Origin of the sequence: Clostridium guangxiense, assembly GCF_021043395.1 — a bacterium.
Classification (GTDB): Bacteria; Bacillota; Clostridia; order Clostridiales; family Clostridiaceae; genus Clostridium_S; species Clostridium_S guangxiense.
The window spans coordinates 168,658-185,928 of record NZ_JAJNKE010000004.1; the positions used below are offsets into that span (position 1 = coordinate 168,658).

Here is a 17,271-nt window from a genome sequence, read left to right on the forward strand (position 1 = left end):
TAAATCTCCTCCTATTTTCCACTGTATGATTCATATATCTTCCTTCCGATTATACGAGCCAAAAAATTAAATAATAAAACCATTATTACAAGAACTGCTGACGCTCCACTGGCTATTTTAGCTGCGTCCGGAACCATTCCTTCTGAATTAAGTTTCCATATGTGAACTGCAAGAGTTTCTGCAGGTCTAAACAAGCTAAATGGTGATTCTTTGCCGACTAAACTAACATTACTGTATTTAAGTATTGGGGCACTCATACCTGATGTATATAAAAGTGCTGCAGCCTCTCCAAATATTCTTCCAGCTGCCAAGATCACTCCTGTAAGTATCTGAGGTATTGATGAAGGCAAAATCACAGTTTTTATAGCTTGCCATTTAGTTGCCCCGAGTCCAAGACTAGCCTCCTTGACTTTTATTGAAGAAGCTCTAATAGCATTTTCACTGACTCTTGTCATAGAAGGTAAATTAAGTATTGTAATTGAAAGTGCTCCTGATAAAATAGTAAATCCCCATTTTGTCATTGTAACAAATACCAAAAGACCAAATAATCCTACTACTATAGAAGGAAGTGAAGCCATTGTCTCGATACAAAGCCTTATAAAATTAAGAAAAACACCTTCTTTTGCATATTCAGATAAGTATATTCCAGCGCCAACTCCAAGTGGTATTGTTATAAGAAGTGAAATCACAAGCATATAAAATGAATTAAAAAGCTGTGGTCCTATTCCCCCACCGGCTGAAGCAACTTTAGGATTTCCAAATAAAAAATTCAAATTAAGTGATTCTCTTCCTCTATACAAAATGTACCCTATAAATAGCACTAAAATCACTACAATAGATAATGACATAATATACAGCACAGCTGTAGCTATTTTATCGACAACTTTAGATTTCATCGTGCTTCACCTTTCCTTCCAATAAATCTTATTAAAATTATAAATGCAAATGAAATTATTAAAAGTAAAAATGCAAGTGACCACAACGCGTCATTCCATGCAGTTCCATTAGCTGTATTTGCCATATCCATAGTTATAATGCTTGTAAGAGTTGTAGTTGAATCTGTTAATCCCTTTGGAGCTTTAATTGTATTTCCAATAACCATTTGAACTGCTAGTGCTTCACCAAAAGCTCTTGCAAGTCCAAGAACTATTCCTGTAAGTATACCATTTTTACTTGCTGGAATTATCACTTTATATATTGTTTGCCATCTTGTCGCACCAAGTCCATAAGAAGCTTCTATATAGTCCTTTGAAACATTTTTAATAGCATCAGAAGATAAGCTTGCAATAGTGGGAAGTATCATTATACTTAATACAAGTATTCCTGCCAAAAGGCTAAACCCTACTCCCCCAAATTTATTTCTTATAAATGGCACAAGGACAATTACTCCAATAAAACCATATACAACCGATGGAATTCCAACAAATAACTCAAGCGATGGTTGAAGTAATTTTTGCCCAAGCCTTGGAGATATCATATTCATAAACACAGCTAATGCTACAGCCATAGGAGTACTTAAAATTACTGCTCCAATTGACACAAATGCAGAGCCTTTCATAAAAATCAATGCACCAAACTTTCCTGGTGCACTGTCTGGCTGCCATACACTAGAAAATAAAAATTTAAATAATGAGTAATGATCTTTAGTAAAAGTTTGTATACCTTTAGACGCTACAAAAAATATAATTGAGAGGGTTAGTATTACTATCAAAAAACCACAGAAAGTAACAAATCCTCTTCCAATATACTCATTTTTAAGTTTTTTCAAAAAACTTTTTCTTTCCATATTTTTTACCTCAATCAATTAATTTATTTATGTAAACAAAATAAAATCTATGCAATGCAACCTACATAGATTTTAGCAGGCTGGCTTGTAAACTCTAAGCCAGCCTGCTTTTAAACTATTTGAGTTCAACTTTCATTTCAGATGTAGGTATATATCCAAGTTTTTTAACTAATTCTTTATTATCACTACCCATTACATAATCTATAAATGCTTTAGCTACGCCTTTCGCTTCGCCTTTTGTATACATATGCTCATATGATGCAAATTTATATTTTCCTGAAACTATGTTATCATTAGTAGCATCTACTCCATCAATTTGAACCATATTAATATCTTTTTTCACATCTTCTGTTAAATATGATAATGCAAGATAACTTATTGCTCCCTTAGTACTCTGCATAGCAGTTCTAACTGATCCGCTTGCATCCTGTGTAGTTCCTAAGCCTTCCTTTTCATTTTTGCCTTCCATTACCGTTTTAAAGAAAGTTGCTCTTGTTCCAGAAGATTTTGGTCTATTAATTATATTTATTGGAAGATTAGGTCCTCCAAGTTTACTCCAGTTTGTTATGTTTCCTTGAAATATATCTTGTATTTGAGCTTTTGTTAAATTTTTTACAGCTACATCTTTGCTTGTAACAACAGAAAAACCTATAACACATACTTTGTGATCAGTTAATTTTTTAGCATCATCTGCACTTAATTTATCTTCTGCAAATATATCTGAATTTCCTATTTCAACTGAACCTTGCAAAACTTGATTTAAACCAGTTCCACTTCCTCCACCTTGAACACTTACATTGGCATCAGAGTATTTCTCTTTAAATCCTTCTGTAGACTGTTCAGCAAGTGGCTGAAGTGCTGTTGAACCAGATGCGGTTATTGAACCAGAAACTTTTTCTTCTGTTTTAGTTTTATTATTTGAAGTAACATTTTTCTTTTCAGATGTTGTGCTTCCACATCCTGCAAATATACCTGCCATAACTGTAATTGCAAGAGCAGCAACTACTACTTTTATCTTCTTATTTTTCATATTTAAATCTCCCTTCAAATCTTAGATAAATTTTTATCTCCTAACTACAAGTAATATGATACCTTGTCAATGTTAATCGAGTATTATACCAATGTTAATTAAATTTAACATTGCTTAAAATTTAAATTTATTCATTCCCACATTTAGCTTAACTATAACATCATTCATACTACTAAGTGAGCTGTCAACTTTGCTAATTAAAGAATATTGATTATTTATTACACTTTTAATTTCATCTACGAGAAGCATAAATTGCCCATATGAATGATTTATTTTATCAAATTTATCTCCAATAATTTGATTTTCATTGTTTACCATCTCAAGATTTGCATTTACAGACTTTATGCTGTTTGTAACTTTGCCATTAAGACTAAATATACTTTTATAGTTATCAGCAGTATTTTGAGTTATATTTATTTCTTTGTCACATAAATCATTAACAGATTTTATTTGTTCTCCTACTTTTTTAACCTTATTTTTAATTTTGTTTATTATTATTTCTACACTTTCCATTTGAACGTCTATTCCACTTGATAATTCTCTTATTTCGCTAGCAATTATATTAAAGCTATTTCCAGAGTTCCCTAATCTAGCTGATTCAATAGACGCATTTATACCAAGAATATGAGTTTTTTCTGAAATTTGATTTACAACATTAATAATGTATTTTATATCATCTATGCTTTTTATTAATTCTTCAAAAGAACTTTGGACGTCTCCCATACTCTTTTTTGAAATGGCGCTCATCTCTGTAAGTTCTTTAACCTTTTTAATTCCATCACTATTAACTTCATATATATTTTGAGTAGTATTAATCATTCCATCTGATAAAAGTTTTATACCTTCAATTTTAAGTTTTATATTATTAAATGCTTCAAACCCTTTATCCAAATTTTCTGATATACTGTTTGTGTTTTCTGAAACATTCTTAATATCCTTATCTATTGTTTGCATCTCACTTACTACTAATTGCTGTGAGCTCTTTACATCACTATTAATATCTACTATTTGATCAGAAACATATTTTATATTTCCAACAAGCTGCTTTATATTAGAGGTCATTTTATTAAAGGAACCTGTAAGCCTTCCAATTTCATCAAATTTTACTATGTCATTTGTTACATTAAAATTTCCATCAGCAATTTTATTAGTATTTTGTATAAGTGCATTCATAGGTCTAAAGAGTCTAGCTATAATAAAATTAATTATTGGTATTACAAGTAAAATTCCTATAAAAGTAATAATTAAAATTATAATTTCAAGTTTTTGGGGAATATTCTTTATTTCATCCTTATTATCAGTAAGTATTATTCCCAATTTAAGTTCCGGTATACTTTTTATATTTGCTATATAGGTTTCATTGTTAAAGTTATATTGAGCAAAATAAGAATTTTGTTTTAAAAAAAATTGCTTAGATAAAATTATTTTTTTTATCTCACTTATTTCATTTTTTTTATTTATGTAATACTTTTCTGGGTGATATACTATGTTATTTTTTGAATCAATAATATAAACATATCCTTGTTTCATGTATTTAAAATTATCAAATCTTTTAGAGAAATAATCTATGAACATTGTTTTGCCAATAATTCCTATTGTATTTCCATCTCCATTTTTTACTGGGCTTACAAAGGTTATAACTGGTTTACTGGTTATAACTGAAATATATACTGAACTTACTGCTGAATTTCCCTTAAGGGCTTCTTTTACATATTCATAATGTGAATTATCATACCCCTCATAATCACTATTAGTACATATAGTTGTTATGCCGTCATTGCCTGTAAAAAATACATTTTCCGTATTTTCTTTATTCATAACATTTAAGTTAAATTTATTTTTGATTAAATCTATTTCATCACTTTCCTTGCTTAAAACTTCTTGTCTTGAACTTTTACTTTCTTCTACTGCAATTTTCTGAAGTTCTAGATCTTTTGACATTTTTTCGACATCACTTATTTGAACCTTCATCATGCTTTCAAAATTATTTCTCATTTCAGAAGTTACAGCTCCCATATTACTAGTGCTCATATCATAAATTTTGTAATAAGTTAAATAGTAAATTATAATATTTGTTGCAAGCATTAAAACTATAATCAAAATTGAAACAGCAAACATTATTCTAAATGCAATTGAATTTCTTTTAATTTTTGATTGCTTAAAAACATCTTTTAGAGTTGAAGCTTTCATATACAGTCTCCTTTTCTTCATAGAATTAAAAATTTATATTTTTAATTGTCTAATTATAATGTTATTAAATTAATGTTAAATCTGTATAAGAAATTGTTATTTTTAAGTTAAAAAATGAAGAAGGTGTTAAACCTTCTTCATTTTCAAAATAGTTCCAATGATTAAATTTGTATTTCTATGATATCGGTAAAGTAACTGTAAATTTACTTCCACGATTAAGTGCACTTTCAATTTCTATTGTCCCCTTAAAATTCATAACTATATGCTTTACTATAGCAAGACCAAGCCCTGTTCCCCCCTTAGCTCTAGAACGTGCCTTATCCACTCTATAGAAAGTTTCAAAAAGCCTAGGTATATCCTTTTCTGGTATACCGACACCGGTATCTTCCACCCATATAATGCATTTATTATTTTCATACTTACTTCCAATAAAAACCTTATCGCCACTTTCACTATATTTTATAGCATTATCGGTAAGATTAATAATAATTTGTTTAAATTTATCAATATCGCCTGTTATCATTGGGCCTTCTGCACACTCAATTTTAATCTCAATATTTTTTTTACCAGCAGTATCCTTAAGCAAATTGTATACTTCTGTAATGCAAACTTTTACGTCTATTTTTTCCTTTTGTATATCTGTATTGATTTCTATATCTGAAAGTACAAGTATATCTCCTATAAGCCTTGTTAATCTATCTACTTCATTATCTATTATATCTAAAAATTCATTTCTCTCTTTATCATCATCAACATACCTTATGGTTTCAGCAAATCCTTTTATTGAAGTAAGTGGAGTTTTAAGTTCATGAGAAACATTTGCAACAAATTGAGTTCTCATATTTTCAAGTTTTTTCATATCCGTAATATCCTGAAATACAGCAACGATTCCTATACATTCATATCCATTTATTATATCAGCAGTCTTAACTCTAAGAATTCTTTCCGTTGGCCACACAATTTTAAGTTCTTTGTATTTTTTTGACTTCTCTCTAAATATATTTTCAAGATCATAATTTCTTATGTTATCAATAAGCTTTAAACCTATTATATTTTTTTCAATTCCAAATATCTTTTCAGCATAAGGATTTATCATTATTACATTATTTTTTCTATCCACAGCTATAACTCCACTATCCATACTTTCAAGTATAGCCTCAAGCTTATTCTGTTTTTCCATAGAATCCATGATTGTACTCTGAAGTTTATCTGCCATATTATTGAAAGTCCTGCCCAGATCACTTATTTCATCATTAGATGACACTTTAACCCTTCCTTCAAGCTCCCCTTTTGCTATTGCAGAAGTTATAAATTCCAAATCTTTTATAGGACTTGTAATTCGATTCGAAAGTTTAAATGATAAAAGCATAGCTACAAGACCGCTTACTGCGACAACTCCCATGTAATATTTCAAGTAAATACGTTTAAAACTATTAACATATGAAATTTGCATAGCACTTCTAATTATAGTACCGTCGTTTCTTCTATATGCATAATATATTATATTCTTTTTTAAGGAATCACTGTACCTTATACTATAGCCCTCTCCATTTTTCCTCGCTTCAATTACCTCAGTTCTTTTATTATGATTATCAAGTTTTTTAGGATCTACATCATTATCATATAACACTACTCCATTTTTATTTATATATGTAATTCTAAAATCACAGTTTTTGAACTCTTCTTTTAATATATCAATTGTCTTATCTTCATGATTAAAATTCAGCAAATTTGAAACTAGAATGCTGTTTCTCTTCAAATTCTGTTTTAAATTTTCTTCATACTCCTTGTTTACAATCTTCATAAATAAAAATGTTACAATAAAAAGAGTAAAAACAAGGATAATTATATTATATAAAAATAACTTTTTCCTCATCTTACTCACCTTCAAAATTAAATCTATAACCTATTCCTCTTATAGTTTCTATATACTTTGGATTTTTATCATCCTGTTCAATTTTTTGTCTTAAATGTCTTATATGTACATCAACTGTACGTGTTTCTCCAACATACTCGTAACCCCAAATTTTATCAAGAAGAAAATCTCTTGTCATAACTCTTCCTTTATTTTTTACTAAAACTTCAAGCAATTCAAATTCTTTTAATGTGAGCTCTATCTTTTCATTATTTTTAATAACTTCATGCTTTTGAAAATCAATTGATATATCACTAAATTTATAGATTTTATCGTTATACTCAACTTTAGTTCTTCTTAAAACAGCTTTAACTCTTGCTATAAGTTCTCTTACTGAAAAAGGCTTTGTAATGTAATCATCAGCACCAAGTTCAAGCCCTAAAATCTTATCAAGTTCCTCACTTTTTGCCGTAAGCATAATAACAGGCATATTTGATATATTATTATCACGTCTTATTTCTCTGCACACATCATACCCGTCTAATTCAGGAAGCATGAGATCAAGAAGTACTAATTGTGGTAATTCTTGTTTTGCCATTTTTAATCCATCAACTCCATTATTTGCACTTATTACTTTATACCCGTTCTTTTCGAGATTGAAAGTAATAAGTTGCACAATATGAGGTTCGTCATCTACTACTAAAATTTTTTCTCCAGCCATATTTTATACCTCCAGTTCTATTTTAGAAAAATAAAGGAAAACATTCTTCCGGCCTTATTTCCATCTCTTCTATAAGAATAAAATTCATATTTGGTGCTGCAATTAGTACACTGATTTAAGCTTTTAAAACTTTTTACTCCACTATTCTCAAGCTGCTTCTCTATGCATTTTTGCAAATTTAGCCTTCCATTTAAGTATATTTTTTCCCTCTTATATATTGATACCTCTTTAAATTTTTCTGCAGTATCATATCCAAATTCATAACAGCACTCCATATTATGTGGACCTATAACTGCATTTATATCTTCAACTTTACATCCAAATTCCTCTTTCATCTTGATAACTGTTTTTTCTACTATGCAAGCTAATGTACCCTTCCAGCCACTGTGAACAGCCGCAAAGACTTGATTTTTTTTATCATAAATTAGGATAGGAACACAATCAGCAGTAAAAACTCCTATTGCTATATTTTTTTTATCTGAAATTAAGGCATCGCCATTGTAAGTTTTTTCATCATATATATAAATATCATCACTATGAATCTGATTTAGATATCCAACTTCATCTACACCGAACCATTTTTTAATATTATTAATGTTATTTAATCCAATATCAGATTTTAAATTAAAGTCTAAATTATTTTTAGCAGTTGAGAAATATAAATGAGCGTTACCATCTTTTATTTCTATAAAATCATAATCTCCTATGCTTTTTATTTTCATAGATAATTATCCTCCCAATAATATATTAGCATACTTTATTTTTTTGTGTTAATACAAACAATATTTTAACATAATTAACAATATCTTAATATAAAAAAATTGATAGGTTTAACCCTATCAATTTTAAATTTTTAAGAGACAAATCAAATAAAATTATTCCTCACACTTCTTGTTTATTAAATTTGACAATTCCTTCATAAAAGTGTTTATGTCCTTAAATTGTCTATACACGGAAGCAAATCTAACATAAGATATTTCGTCAATATCCTTAAGTTTATCCATAGCCATTTCTCCAATGGTATTTGATTTTATTTCCGTCAGCATTTGATTACTTATAGTCTTTTCGATCTCAGACGCTATATCTTCAATTTGCTTTCTCGAAACTGGTCTTTTCTCACAAGATTTTATGAGTCCATTAACTATTTTAGATTTATCAAAAAATTCTCTACTGGAATCCTTTTTTACAACTAATATTGGTATATCTTCAACTTTTTCATATGTAGTATATCTTTTAGAACATCCAAGACATTCTCTTCTTCTTCTTATTGCCATATTATCTTCTGTTGATCTTGAGTCTACTACTTTACTTTCATCATATCCGCAAAATGGACATTTCAATACTTTCACGTCCTTTGTTATAAAACTTTAACATAATTATACACTTTATGTAACACATTATTCAATCCCTATTTTCAAATAAGTTATCTCCATCTAAGAGTATTACATCTACCCCTATAACTTTTATTTTATCCCATCCTATTTCTATATCATCACTTTTGGAAAACCAATGTGAACTTTTAGAATTTGGAATTGTTAAAGATAGAACTTTATAATTTTCAGTATCAACTTTTAAATCCTTTATAAAGCCAAGCTTTGTTCCAGTATTTATATCTATAAGCTCCATTGATTTTAAACCATTCAAAGAATGCATATAGCTCCCTCCAAAAAAATTAATTTATACATTATATGAATCTCAAACGTAAATTAGACTTATGAGCATGCACCTTCTAACGGAAATAATAAAAAGTAATAGTTTTGAATTATCAACTATTACTTTTTATTATGATTAAATTAAACATATTTCCTCATATGCTTTAGCGCAGTTTTTTCAAGTCTGGAGACCTGAGCCTGAGAAATCCCTATTTCATCCGCAACCTCCATTTGAGTTCTTCCATCGAAAAAACGCATATTGAGTATCATTTTTTCTCTACTGCTCAATTTTTTCATAGCTTCCTTAATAGATATGTCCTGAACCCAAGTTTGATCATGACTTTTATTGTCACTTATCTGATCCATAACATATATTGCATCTCCATCATCGTGATATATTGGTTCATATAGTGACATTGGTTCTTGTATAGCATCTAGTGCAAATATTACTTCTTCCCTTGGCACCTTGAGCTCCTTTGCAATTTGAGATACAGTTGGTTCTTTATTATTTTTTGCTACAAATTTATCTCTTACTTGAAGAGCTCTATATGCAATATCCCTAAGTGATCTGCTTACCCTTATTGAATTATTATCTCTTAAATACCTTCTTATTTCACCTATGATCATAGGAACTGCATATGTCGAAAACTTTACATTTTGACTCAAATCAAAATTGTCTATTGACTTTATAAGCCCTATACAGCCAACTTGAAATAAATCATCAGCATTTTCACCCCTATTATTAAATCTTTGTATTACACTTAACACTAATCTCAAATTTCCCTTGATGAACTTTTCTCTTGAACTCTCATTGCCATTTCTCATACTTATCAAAAGTTCCCGCATTTCCTTCTCCTTTAAAACAGGAAGTTTTGATGTATTAACTCCACATATTTCCACCTTATTTATAATCACTTTATCAGCCCCTTCGGAATAATAGCATTAAAATTATTCCCCTTAAAAACTGATTTTATACGATAGACAGCCTATAGCATTTTATTTATCTCTCGCTTTAAACGTTTAATTATTCTTTTCTCAAGCCTTGAAATATATGACTGAGAAATGCCTAACATGTCTGCAACCTCCTTCTGAGTTTTTTCACCATAACCCGTAAGACCATATCTTAATTCAACTATCTCCTTCTCTCTGCTATTTAATTTTTGAAGAGCTACTACAAGAAGTTGCTTATCCACTTCATCTTCAATGAAATTATACACACAATCGTTATCTGTACCTAATATATCCGATAACAATAATTCATTTCCATCCCAATCTACATTTAATGGTTCATAAAAAGATATTTCAGATTTCACCTTGCTGTTTCTTCTAAGATACATAAGTATTTCATTTTCTATACATCTTGATGCATATGTAGCTAATTTGATTTTTTTCCTTGGATCAAAAGTGTTTACGGCTTTAATTAATCCTATAGTTCCTACTGATATTAAATCTTCAACTCCAACACCGGTGTTTTCAAACTTCCTAGCAATATACACAACAAGCCTTAAATTTCTCTCTATTAAAATTGACCTTACACTTTCATCACCTTCAATTAGTCTATTTACTAAATCATCTTCTTCATCTTTTGACAATGGAGGAGGAAGAGCATCATTTCCACCTATATAATAAAGTTTTCCCGAAAATAATTTAATTTTGCTTAATAACCTATTTATCAATACTAATAATCGCCTCATAAAACCCCTCCATTCATATACATCCTCTAGGCAAAAGTGCTGTATAGTCATTATATTCACTTAATTTATTATCACTTAAAGCTATTATCATATCCTTATTTTTTATTTTGTTTCCCACATATATTTTTACATAGGATGGCTTAAAAGCCTCCAAGTTTCCAATCTTACCATTTACAACTTTATATTTTATGTAATATTTGTACCTATCATCTACTACAATATTATCTAATGAATTTCTTTCAATAATCATTACTGGAAGATTAGTTACTGGTTCTCTTAATTCATTTCCAGTATCTAAAAATGCTTTTACAAATTTTTTGGTATTATCTACGCCAATCTCAACAGAATATATTAAATTGTATATATCCTTCCTATCCTTTACAAAAGTAATTATTCTAAATATGAGCATATACAAAATCATTATCCCAATTATCAGATATCTATAAGATATATTTTTAAAATTAAAATCAAAAAATGTAAATTGTGACTGTGAAAAATCTAGAAACATACATATACCTGCTAAAGTCATTGAGTAAATTATAAGTATAGCTAAAGCTTTTATATTAAACAATATGTTTTTACTTCTAAACGTAATATAAATCATAATCTCAGCAGCAATTATTTTAAATGCAAAACCAGATAAAAATCTAATTTTAGGAAAAATCAATGTACAAATATATAGGCCGCCTATTGTTCCTGCTATAAATAAATATCTAAATTTAACTTTTTTCATTAGTGTTTGAGATGTTATGTAAAGCAAAAATGTATTTACAATGGCATTTTCAATTATCAGTACATCAAGGTATATTACCAATGCTACTCACCTCTTTTATGATAATTATATTACTAACATCTTCAAAATTTTGTCATTTTATATTAATTGAATAATTTTTTTAATTCTTAATTTTTGATAATAAGTTTTTTATAATGCTATATAATATCTTTTTTATGGATAATCTGCCCTGAATATAAAAATGAACTAAAAATATTGGGTATTATATGATTAGTGAGAGTAGAAAATAAGAATGGCATTTTAGTTAAATAATTATAAAAAAAAGTGCCTATAAAAGCACTTTTTAAAATCTATTTTTATTATGTTGTCTTCTTAAAAAAGCAGGTATATCAAGATCATCCTTTTTTACAGTAAATGAACCCGTATTGTCTAAAGCACTAGCAGCTTCATCTTCTGGCTTGTTAGCTGATGAAACTATATTTTCATCTTCATCTTTTTGTTCCTCTTTATCATTTTCAAATCCTGTTGCTATTACTGTTATTCTTATTTCGTCTTTTAAATTTTCATCTATTACAGCACCAAATATTATATTAGCATCTGGATCTGCTGCTTCTTGCACTACCTGGGCTGCTTCGTTTATTTCAAGAAGACCAAGATCTGCCCCACCAGTAACATTTAGAAGAACACCAGTAGCCCCAACAATTGAAGTTTCCAAAAGAGGACTTGATATTGCTTGTTTCGCTGCATCAGCTGCTCTTGTATCTCCTGCCCCTCTTCCAACACCCATATGCGCAAGACCTTTATCAATCATAACAGTTCTTACATCTGCAAAATCTAAATTTACAAGTCCTGGAATAGTGATCAAATCAGAAATACCTTGAACACCTTGTCTTAAAACATCATCTGCAAGTTTAAATGCTTCAACAAGTGTAGTTTTTTTATCTACAATAGCAAGCAATCTTTCATTAGGAATAGTTACAAGTGTATCCACTCCCTCTTTTAAGTTTTTGATTCCTGCTTCAGCATGAAGCATTCTTTTTCTGCCTTCAAATGGGAAAGGCTTTGTAACTACACCTACAGTTAAAATCCCCATAGATTTTGCAACTTCCGCAACAACTGGAGCTGCACCTGTTCCTGTACCGCCTCCCATACCAGCTGTTATAAATACCATATCCGCGCCCTTTATAGCTTGGGCAATTTCATCTTTACTTTCTTCTGCTGCCTTTTTACCAATTTCCGGATTCGCCCCTGCACCTAAACCTTTAGTAAGTTTATCACCTATTTGTATTTTTTGTGAAGCTTTAGAAAGAGCTAAAGCCTGCTTGTCCGTATTTATTGCAATAAATTCTACATTTTTAAGTCCTTCTACAATCATTCTGTTTACGGCATTATTTCCACCACCGCCGCAACCTATTACCTTTATCTGAGCAAATTGCTGAACATCAACATCAAAATCAAGCACAATAATACCTCCCTCATTAGAAAAGATCTGTAAAAAAATCCTTAACCCTTGAAAAAACATTTATATTTTCCTGGCTTTTTTTACTGCTTTTATTCCATATACTTTTTATTTCATCTTCATTGCTAAAACTTGAAAAATCATCATTTTCAATATTCACACTATTGCATATATCATATGTAATGCCTACCGCACCTGCATACATTGGATTAGACGCTCCTACATAATTAGGTGAACCTATTTCTACACTTTTGCCTAAAATATTATTACCAAGCTCATCTGCTCCTCTTATTAACGCTATACCACCACCAACTATTACCACATTTGATATTTCATTGTAGTATCCACTATCAACTATTTTCTTTTTTATAAACTCATATAATTCTTCTACTCTTGACTTTATTATTAGTTTTAAAAATTTACAATCAACACTAGTAACTTCATTATTGGATAATTTTACACTGACCTTTTCAGCATATCCGGAATTACCATTCCTTATATCTGCAAACTTGAACTTTAATTTTTCCGCCTCGTTAAACGGTATTTTTAGTCCAATTGAAATGTCATTAGTTATATTGTTACCGCCTAAAGGAATAAAATCTTCATAACAAATATTATCATTTTTTATAATAGTTATGTCTATTGTTTCTGCTCCAACGTCTATTAAGGCACATCCAAGTTCTCTATCTTCTGATGATAATACAACATTTGAAACAACTTTAGGTGCAAAACAAATCCCTTTCACATTATATCCAGCTTTAGCTACACTCTTTATAAAATTATTTACAATTGCAGATTGCGCCGTAATAACATGAACATCAGCCTCTAATCTCATTCCACTCATTCCAATAGGATCCTTAATGTTATCATATCCATCAACAATAAACTGCTGAGGTTCAACTCCTATAATTTCATTGTTTGCTGGCACAGATATAAGCTTAGCAGATTCCAAAAGCCTTTCAACATCCTTATTTTTTATTTCTCTGTCATCTGACGAAACGGCAATTACAGCCTTGTTATGTACCAATCCACATATACTTCCTGGAAGCGATATATAGATATTGTCTATCGTAATATCAATTATCATTTGTAATTTTTCAATACACTCTCTTATTGATTCAGCAGTTTTATCTATATTAACAATAATTGATTTCTTCAATCCCTTACAATCGGAAGAAGTTATTCCAAGTATTTCAATTGTCCCTCTTTTTGTAATTTTTCCTGCTGCTGCACAAATTTTTGATGATCCTATGTCTAAACCTACAATGTAACTATCCATTTACTTCCCTCCCTCTATGAGAACTCACATGTAGGAGAATATGCTTAAGATTTAACATATTTTGTATGAAAATCCCCTTAAATATTAATTTATTTCAACTTAATATTTAATTAATAATTTAAATTCCCTATATTAAATTATATTCAACATAAATACAAATTTTCCTTTAATAATTTTAATAAAAATATAAGTCTGCTTAAACAGCATATATAATTATAGTATATACAAAAAATAAGAGATATACAAGATATCTCTTCTAATTTTTATCATGATTATATAAAATATTCTTAATTAACCTTTTCCAGTTCAGATATATCTACACTTCTTGTATGTACTGTATGATTCCATTTTTTGTCATTTTTATTAACAATTCCAATTAAAGCAATTGGTGCCCATGTCAATAAATAAATAGGATAAAATATTACATAGTATATTAGTATTTTAAAATTTAATTTTTTATCTATAAGTATTATTAAAGGTGTATACAAATACTGAGCTACAGCAATGATAATGGCACAAATTTTAAACAGATTAAAATCTATATATAATCCTACAGAGCTAATCATATACACAAAGTCAGAAACTTGTGATAATAACTGTGAAAAATTCAATATTGTAGCCACTCCTAAAAGTACCGTAATAATAGGTTGAATTGTATATATTGCGCAATCAAAAGCTGTAAAACTCCTCTTTAAAATAGCTCTTTTCATAAGTTTAAAGAAGTATCTACTATAAACATCTGCAAATCCCTGCATCCATCTCTTTCTTTGATTCCAAGACTGCTTTAATTTTAATGGTTTCTCATCATATACAATGGCGTCATGTGCCCAACCAACCTTATAGCCATTCAATATAAGTTTACACGTAAACTCTAAATCCTCTGTTAGACAAGTTGCTCCCCATCCAAGGTTCCTTAAAATCTCAACATCAATACAAAGACCTGTTCCTCCTAATTGAGCTGAAAGTCCTAGATTAGTTTTTGCTAATTGAACCATTCTGTCAGTTGACCAAAAAGCTATTGAATAACTTCCAGTAATCCATGAATCAACTGGATTTTTACTATCAAGATATCCTTGAACAACCTTATACCCTTCACATAACTTTTTATTCATCTCATTCAAAAAATTTCTAGAGGCCAAATTGTCCGCATCGAATATTATAACTGCATCATACTTCTTATCCATTTTAAATATTTTACCAAACATCCACTCTAATGCATAACCCTTACCACGTTTTTCCTTATCTTTTCTTTCGTACACAATAGCTCCCTTTTCACTAGCTCTCATTGTTGTATTGTCATTAGAGTTGTCAGAAATAACATATATATCATATAATTCCTTAGGATAATCTAATTTATTAAGACTATCAACCATTTCACCAATTACAGCTTCTTCATTGTGTGCAGCAACTATGATTGCAAATCTCTTTTCTGGTTTAAACTTTTTGTTATCTTTTTTTCTATAGAGTCCAAAAAAGGATATAAACAAATAATATATAGCGATAATTAAAACTGTATCCATAAATACACGTGAAATTCCATGTATTATGGTATTTACTATGTTCACTATGTATCCCCCCTAGTCAAAAATATTTTAGCACAAATATGCGTTAAATACTATACTTTTGATGATTTTATAACATTTTATTGGAAATACGAGTTTTAAAAGCTCTGAAAATTCAGAGCTTTTGTTTTTAATTCAATATTATGATTTTCCATTTTAATAAAATATATACATAATTTTAAAAAACTATAAAACCAACATTTTTGTCATAAATTCTCTATCAACGCATGAAGCTATAGCAACATCATATGAAATAATTCCTTGCTTATATAAATCCTCAATAGACATGTCCATTGTTTTCATTCCATATTTAGATCCTGTTTGTACTAATGACTGAATTTGATGAGTTTTTCCTTCCCTTATAAGGTTCTGTATTCCTGGAGTAGCAGTCATTATTTCAAGTGCAGCAACTCTACCCTTTCCATCTTTTTTTGAAAGAAGTTGTTGAGATATAATTCCCTGCAGTACTCCTGAAAGTTGAATCTTTATTTGCTGCTGTTGATGATCTGGAAAAACATCTACAATTCTATCTATTGTTTTTGCAGCTCCTATAGTATGAAGCGTTGAAAGCACCAAATGCCCTGTTTCGGCTGCTGTAATAGCTGTAGATATAGTTTCAAGATCTCTCATTTCTCCAATTAATATAACATCTGGGTCCTCTCTTAAAATAGATTTTAAAGCATCCTTATAAGAAGAACAATCTTTTCCTATTTCCCTTTGATTTATTATACTTTTATTGTGTTTATGTACATACTCTATTGGATCCTCTAAAGTAATAATATGTTCAGATCTAGTTTCATTTATCTCATTAATCATAGACGCAAGAGTTGTACTTTTACCAGAACCTGTTGGTCCTGTTACAAGTATAAGTCCCCTTTTATTTTCTAATAAATCTTTTATAACCATAGGAAGATTAAGTTCTTTAAGTGATGGAATTTTTAATTCAACAACCCTTATTGCTATTGCATCGCTACCCCTTTGTCTATACACATTTACTCTAAAACGTCCAACTCCAGAAATTGAATAAGATTTATCATATTCCCCTATTTTTAAATATTTTTCGTAATCATCATCCAGTATCTTTTTAGCATATTTACTACTGTCCTCAGGCAAAATTATTTCTTCTTTATTTAAAATGTTTAATTTACCATTTATTCTTAAAATTGGTGGCAACCCAACTGTAATATGTAAATCGGAAGCTTTTTTTTCTACGGTTAATTTCAATAATTCATTAAGTGTCTTCAATGCTATTCCTCCCTCGTATATCATTTATATAATATATAATATGGTCATTTTTACATGAGGTACTT

16 protein-coding genes are annotated in these 17,271 nt (G+C 29.4%); all 16 read right to left on the reverse strand.

What is annotated here, in order from left to right; translation table 11 throughout:
- Positions 1-11 precede the first annotated feature (11 nt).
- Positions 12-896 carry a phosphate ABC transporter permease PstA gene (gene pstA / locus LQK79_RS05055; protein WP_053240790.1) on the reverse strand — a complete coding sequence of 295 codons (885 nt, stop codon included), beginning with the start codon at positions 894-896 and terminating at the stop codon, positions 12-14.
- Positions 893-1,786 carry a phosphate ABC transporter permease subunit PstC gene (gene pstC, locus LQK79_RS05060; protein WP_053240789.1) on the reverse strand — a complete coding sequence of 298 codons (894 nt, stop codon included), beginning with the start codon at positions 1,784-1,786 and terminating at the stop codon, positions 893-895. Before pstC ends, pstA begins: the two co-directional genes overlap by 4 nt.
- A gap of 115 nt (positions 1,787-1,901) precedes the next feature.
- Positions 1,902-2,816 (reverse strand): phosphate ABC transporter substrate-binding protein, encoded by a 915-nt coding sequence (locus tag LQK79_RS05065; protein WP_053240788.1) that lies wholly within the window; start codon positions 2,814-2,816, stop codon positions 1,902-1,904.
- A 114-nt stretch (positions 2,817-2,930) separates the two neighbouring features.
- Positions 2,931-5,006, reverse strand: a complete 2,076-nt coding sequence (locus LQK79_RS05070; RefSeq protein WP_231015760.1) for a methyl-accepting chemotaxis protein — start codon at positions 5,004-5,006, stop codon at positions 2,931-2,933.
- A 175-nt stretch (positions 5,007-5,181) separates the two neighbouring features.
- Positions 5,182-6,882, reverse strand: coding sequence for a two-component system histidine kinase PnpS (gene pnpS, locus LQK79_RS05075; RefSeq protein ID WP_231015761.1), 1,701 nt, complete (start codon positions 6,880-6,882; stop codon positions 5,182-5,184).
- A 1-nt stretch (position 6,883) separates the two neighbouring features.
- Positions 6,884-7,582: a response regulator transcription factor gene (locus LQK79_RS05080; RefSeq protein ID WP_053241209.1), complete on the reverse strand. Its 699-nt coding sequence runs from the start codon at positions 7,580-7,582 to the stop codon at positions 6,884-6,886.
- Positions 7,583-7,599: 17 nt separating this feature from the next.
- Positions 7,600-8,304, reverse strand: coding sequence for a peptidoglycan editing factor PgeF (gene pgeF, locus LQK79_RS05085; protein ID WP_231015762.1), 705 nt, complete (start codon positions 8,302-8,304; stop codon positions 7,600-7,602).
- A gap of 153 nt (positions 8,305-8,457) precedes the next feature.
- Positions 8,458-8,922 carry a transcriptional regulator NrdR gene (gene nrdR, locus LQK79_RS05090; protein ID WP_053241210.1) on the reverse strand — a complete coding sequence of 155 codons (465 nt, stop codon included), beginning with the start codon at positions 8,920-8,922 and terminating at the stop codon, positions 8,458-8,460.
- Positions 8,923-8,983: 61 nt separating this feature from the next.
- On the reverse strand, positions 8,984-9,235 hold the full coding sequence (locus LQK79_RS05095; protein ID WP_231015763.1) for a YlmC/YmxH family sporulation protein: 252 nt from the start codon (positions 9,233-9,235) through the stop codon (positions 8,984-8,986).
- Between the two features lie 140 nt (positions 9,236-9,375).
- Positions 9,376-10,149: an RNA polymerase sporulation sigma factor SigG gene (gene sigG, locus LQK79_RS05100; protein WP_231015764.1), complete on the reverse strand. Its 774-nt coding sequence runs from the start codon at positions 10,147-10,149 to the stop codon at positions 9,376-9,378.
- A 71-nt stretch (positions 10,150-10,220) separates the two neighbouring features.
- Positions 10,221-10,928 carry an RNA polymerase sporulation sigma factor SigE gene (gene sigE, locus LQK79_RS05105; RefSeq protein ID WP_231015765.1) on the reverse strand — a complete coding sequence of 236 codons (708 nt, stop codon included), beginning with the start codon at positions 10,926-10,928 and terminating at the stop codon, positions 10,221-10,223.
- Between the two features lie 13 nt (positions 10,929-10,941).
- Positions 10,942-11,742 carry a sigma-E processing peptidase SpoIIGA gene (gene spoIIGA, locus LQK79_RS05110; RefSeq protein WP_231015766.1) on the reverse strand — a complete coding sequence of 267 codons (801 nt, stop codon included), beginning with the start codon at positions 11,740-11,742 and terminating at the stop codon, positions 10,942-10,944.
- Between the two features lie 262 nt (positions 11,743-12,004).
- Positions 12,005-13,123 (reverse strand): cell division protein FtsZ, encoded by a 1,119-nt coding sequence (gene ftsZ / locus LQK79_RS05115; RefSeq protein ID WP_231015767.1) that lies wholly within the window; start codon positions 13,121-13,123, stop codon positions 12,005-12,007.
- Between the two features lie 16 nt (positions 13,124-13,139).
- Entirely contained in the window at positions 13,140-14,399 is a 1,260-nt protein-coding gene (ftsA, locus tag LQK79_RS05120) for a cell division protein FtsA (RefSeq protein ID WP_053241211.1), read from the reverse strand.
- A gap of 287 nt (positions 14,400-14,686) precedes the next feature.
- Positions 14,687-15,964 carry a glycosyltransferase family 2 protein gene (locus LQK79_RS05125; RefSeq protein WP_231015768.1) on the reverse strand — a complete coding sequence of 426 codons (1,278 nt, stop codon included), beginning with the start codon at positions 15,962-15,964 and terminating at the stop codon, positions 14,687-14,689.
- Positions 15,965-16,147: 183 nt separating this feature from the next.
- Positions 16,148-17,206: a type IV pilus twitching motility protein PilT gene (locus LQK79_RS05130; protein ID WP_053241212.1), complete on the reverse strand. Its 1,059-nt coding sequence runs from the start codon at positions 17,204-17,206 to the stop codon at positions 16,148-16,150.
- Positions 17,207-17,271: the final 65 nt, after the last annotated feature.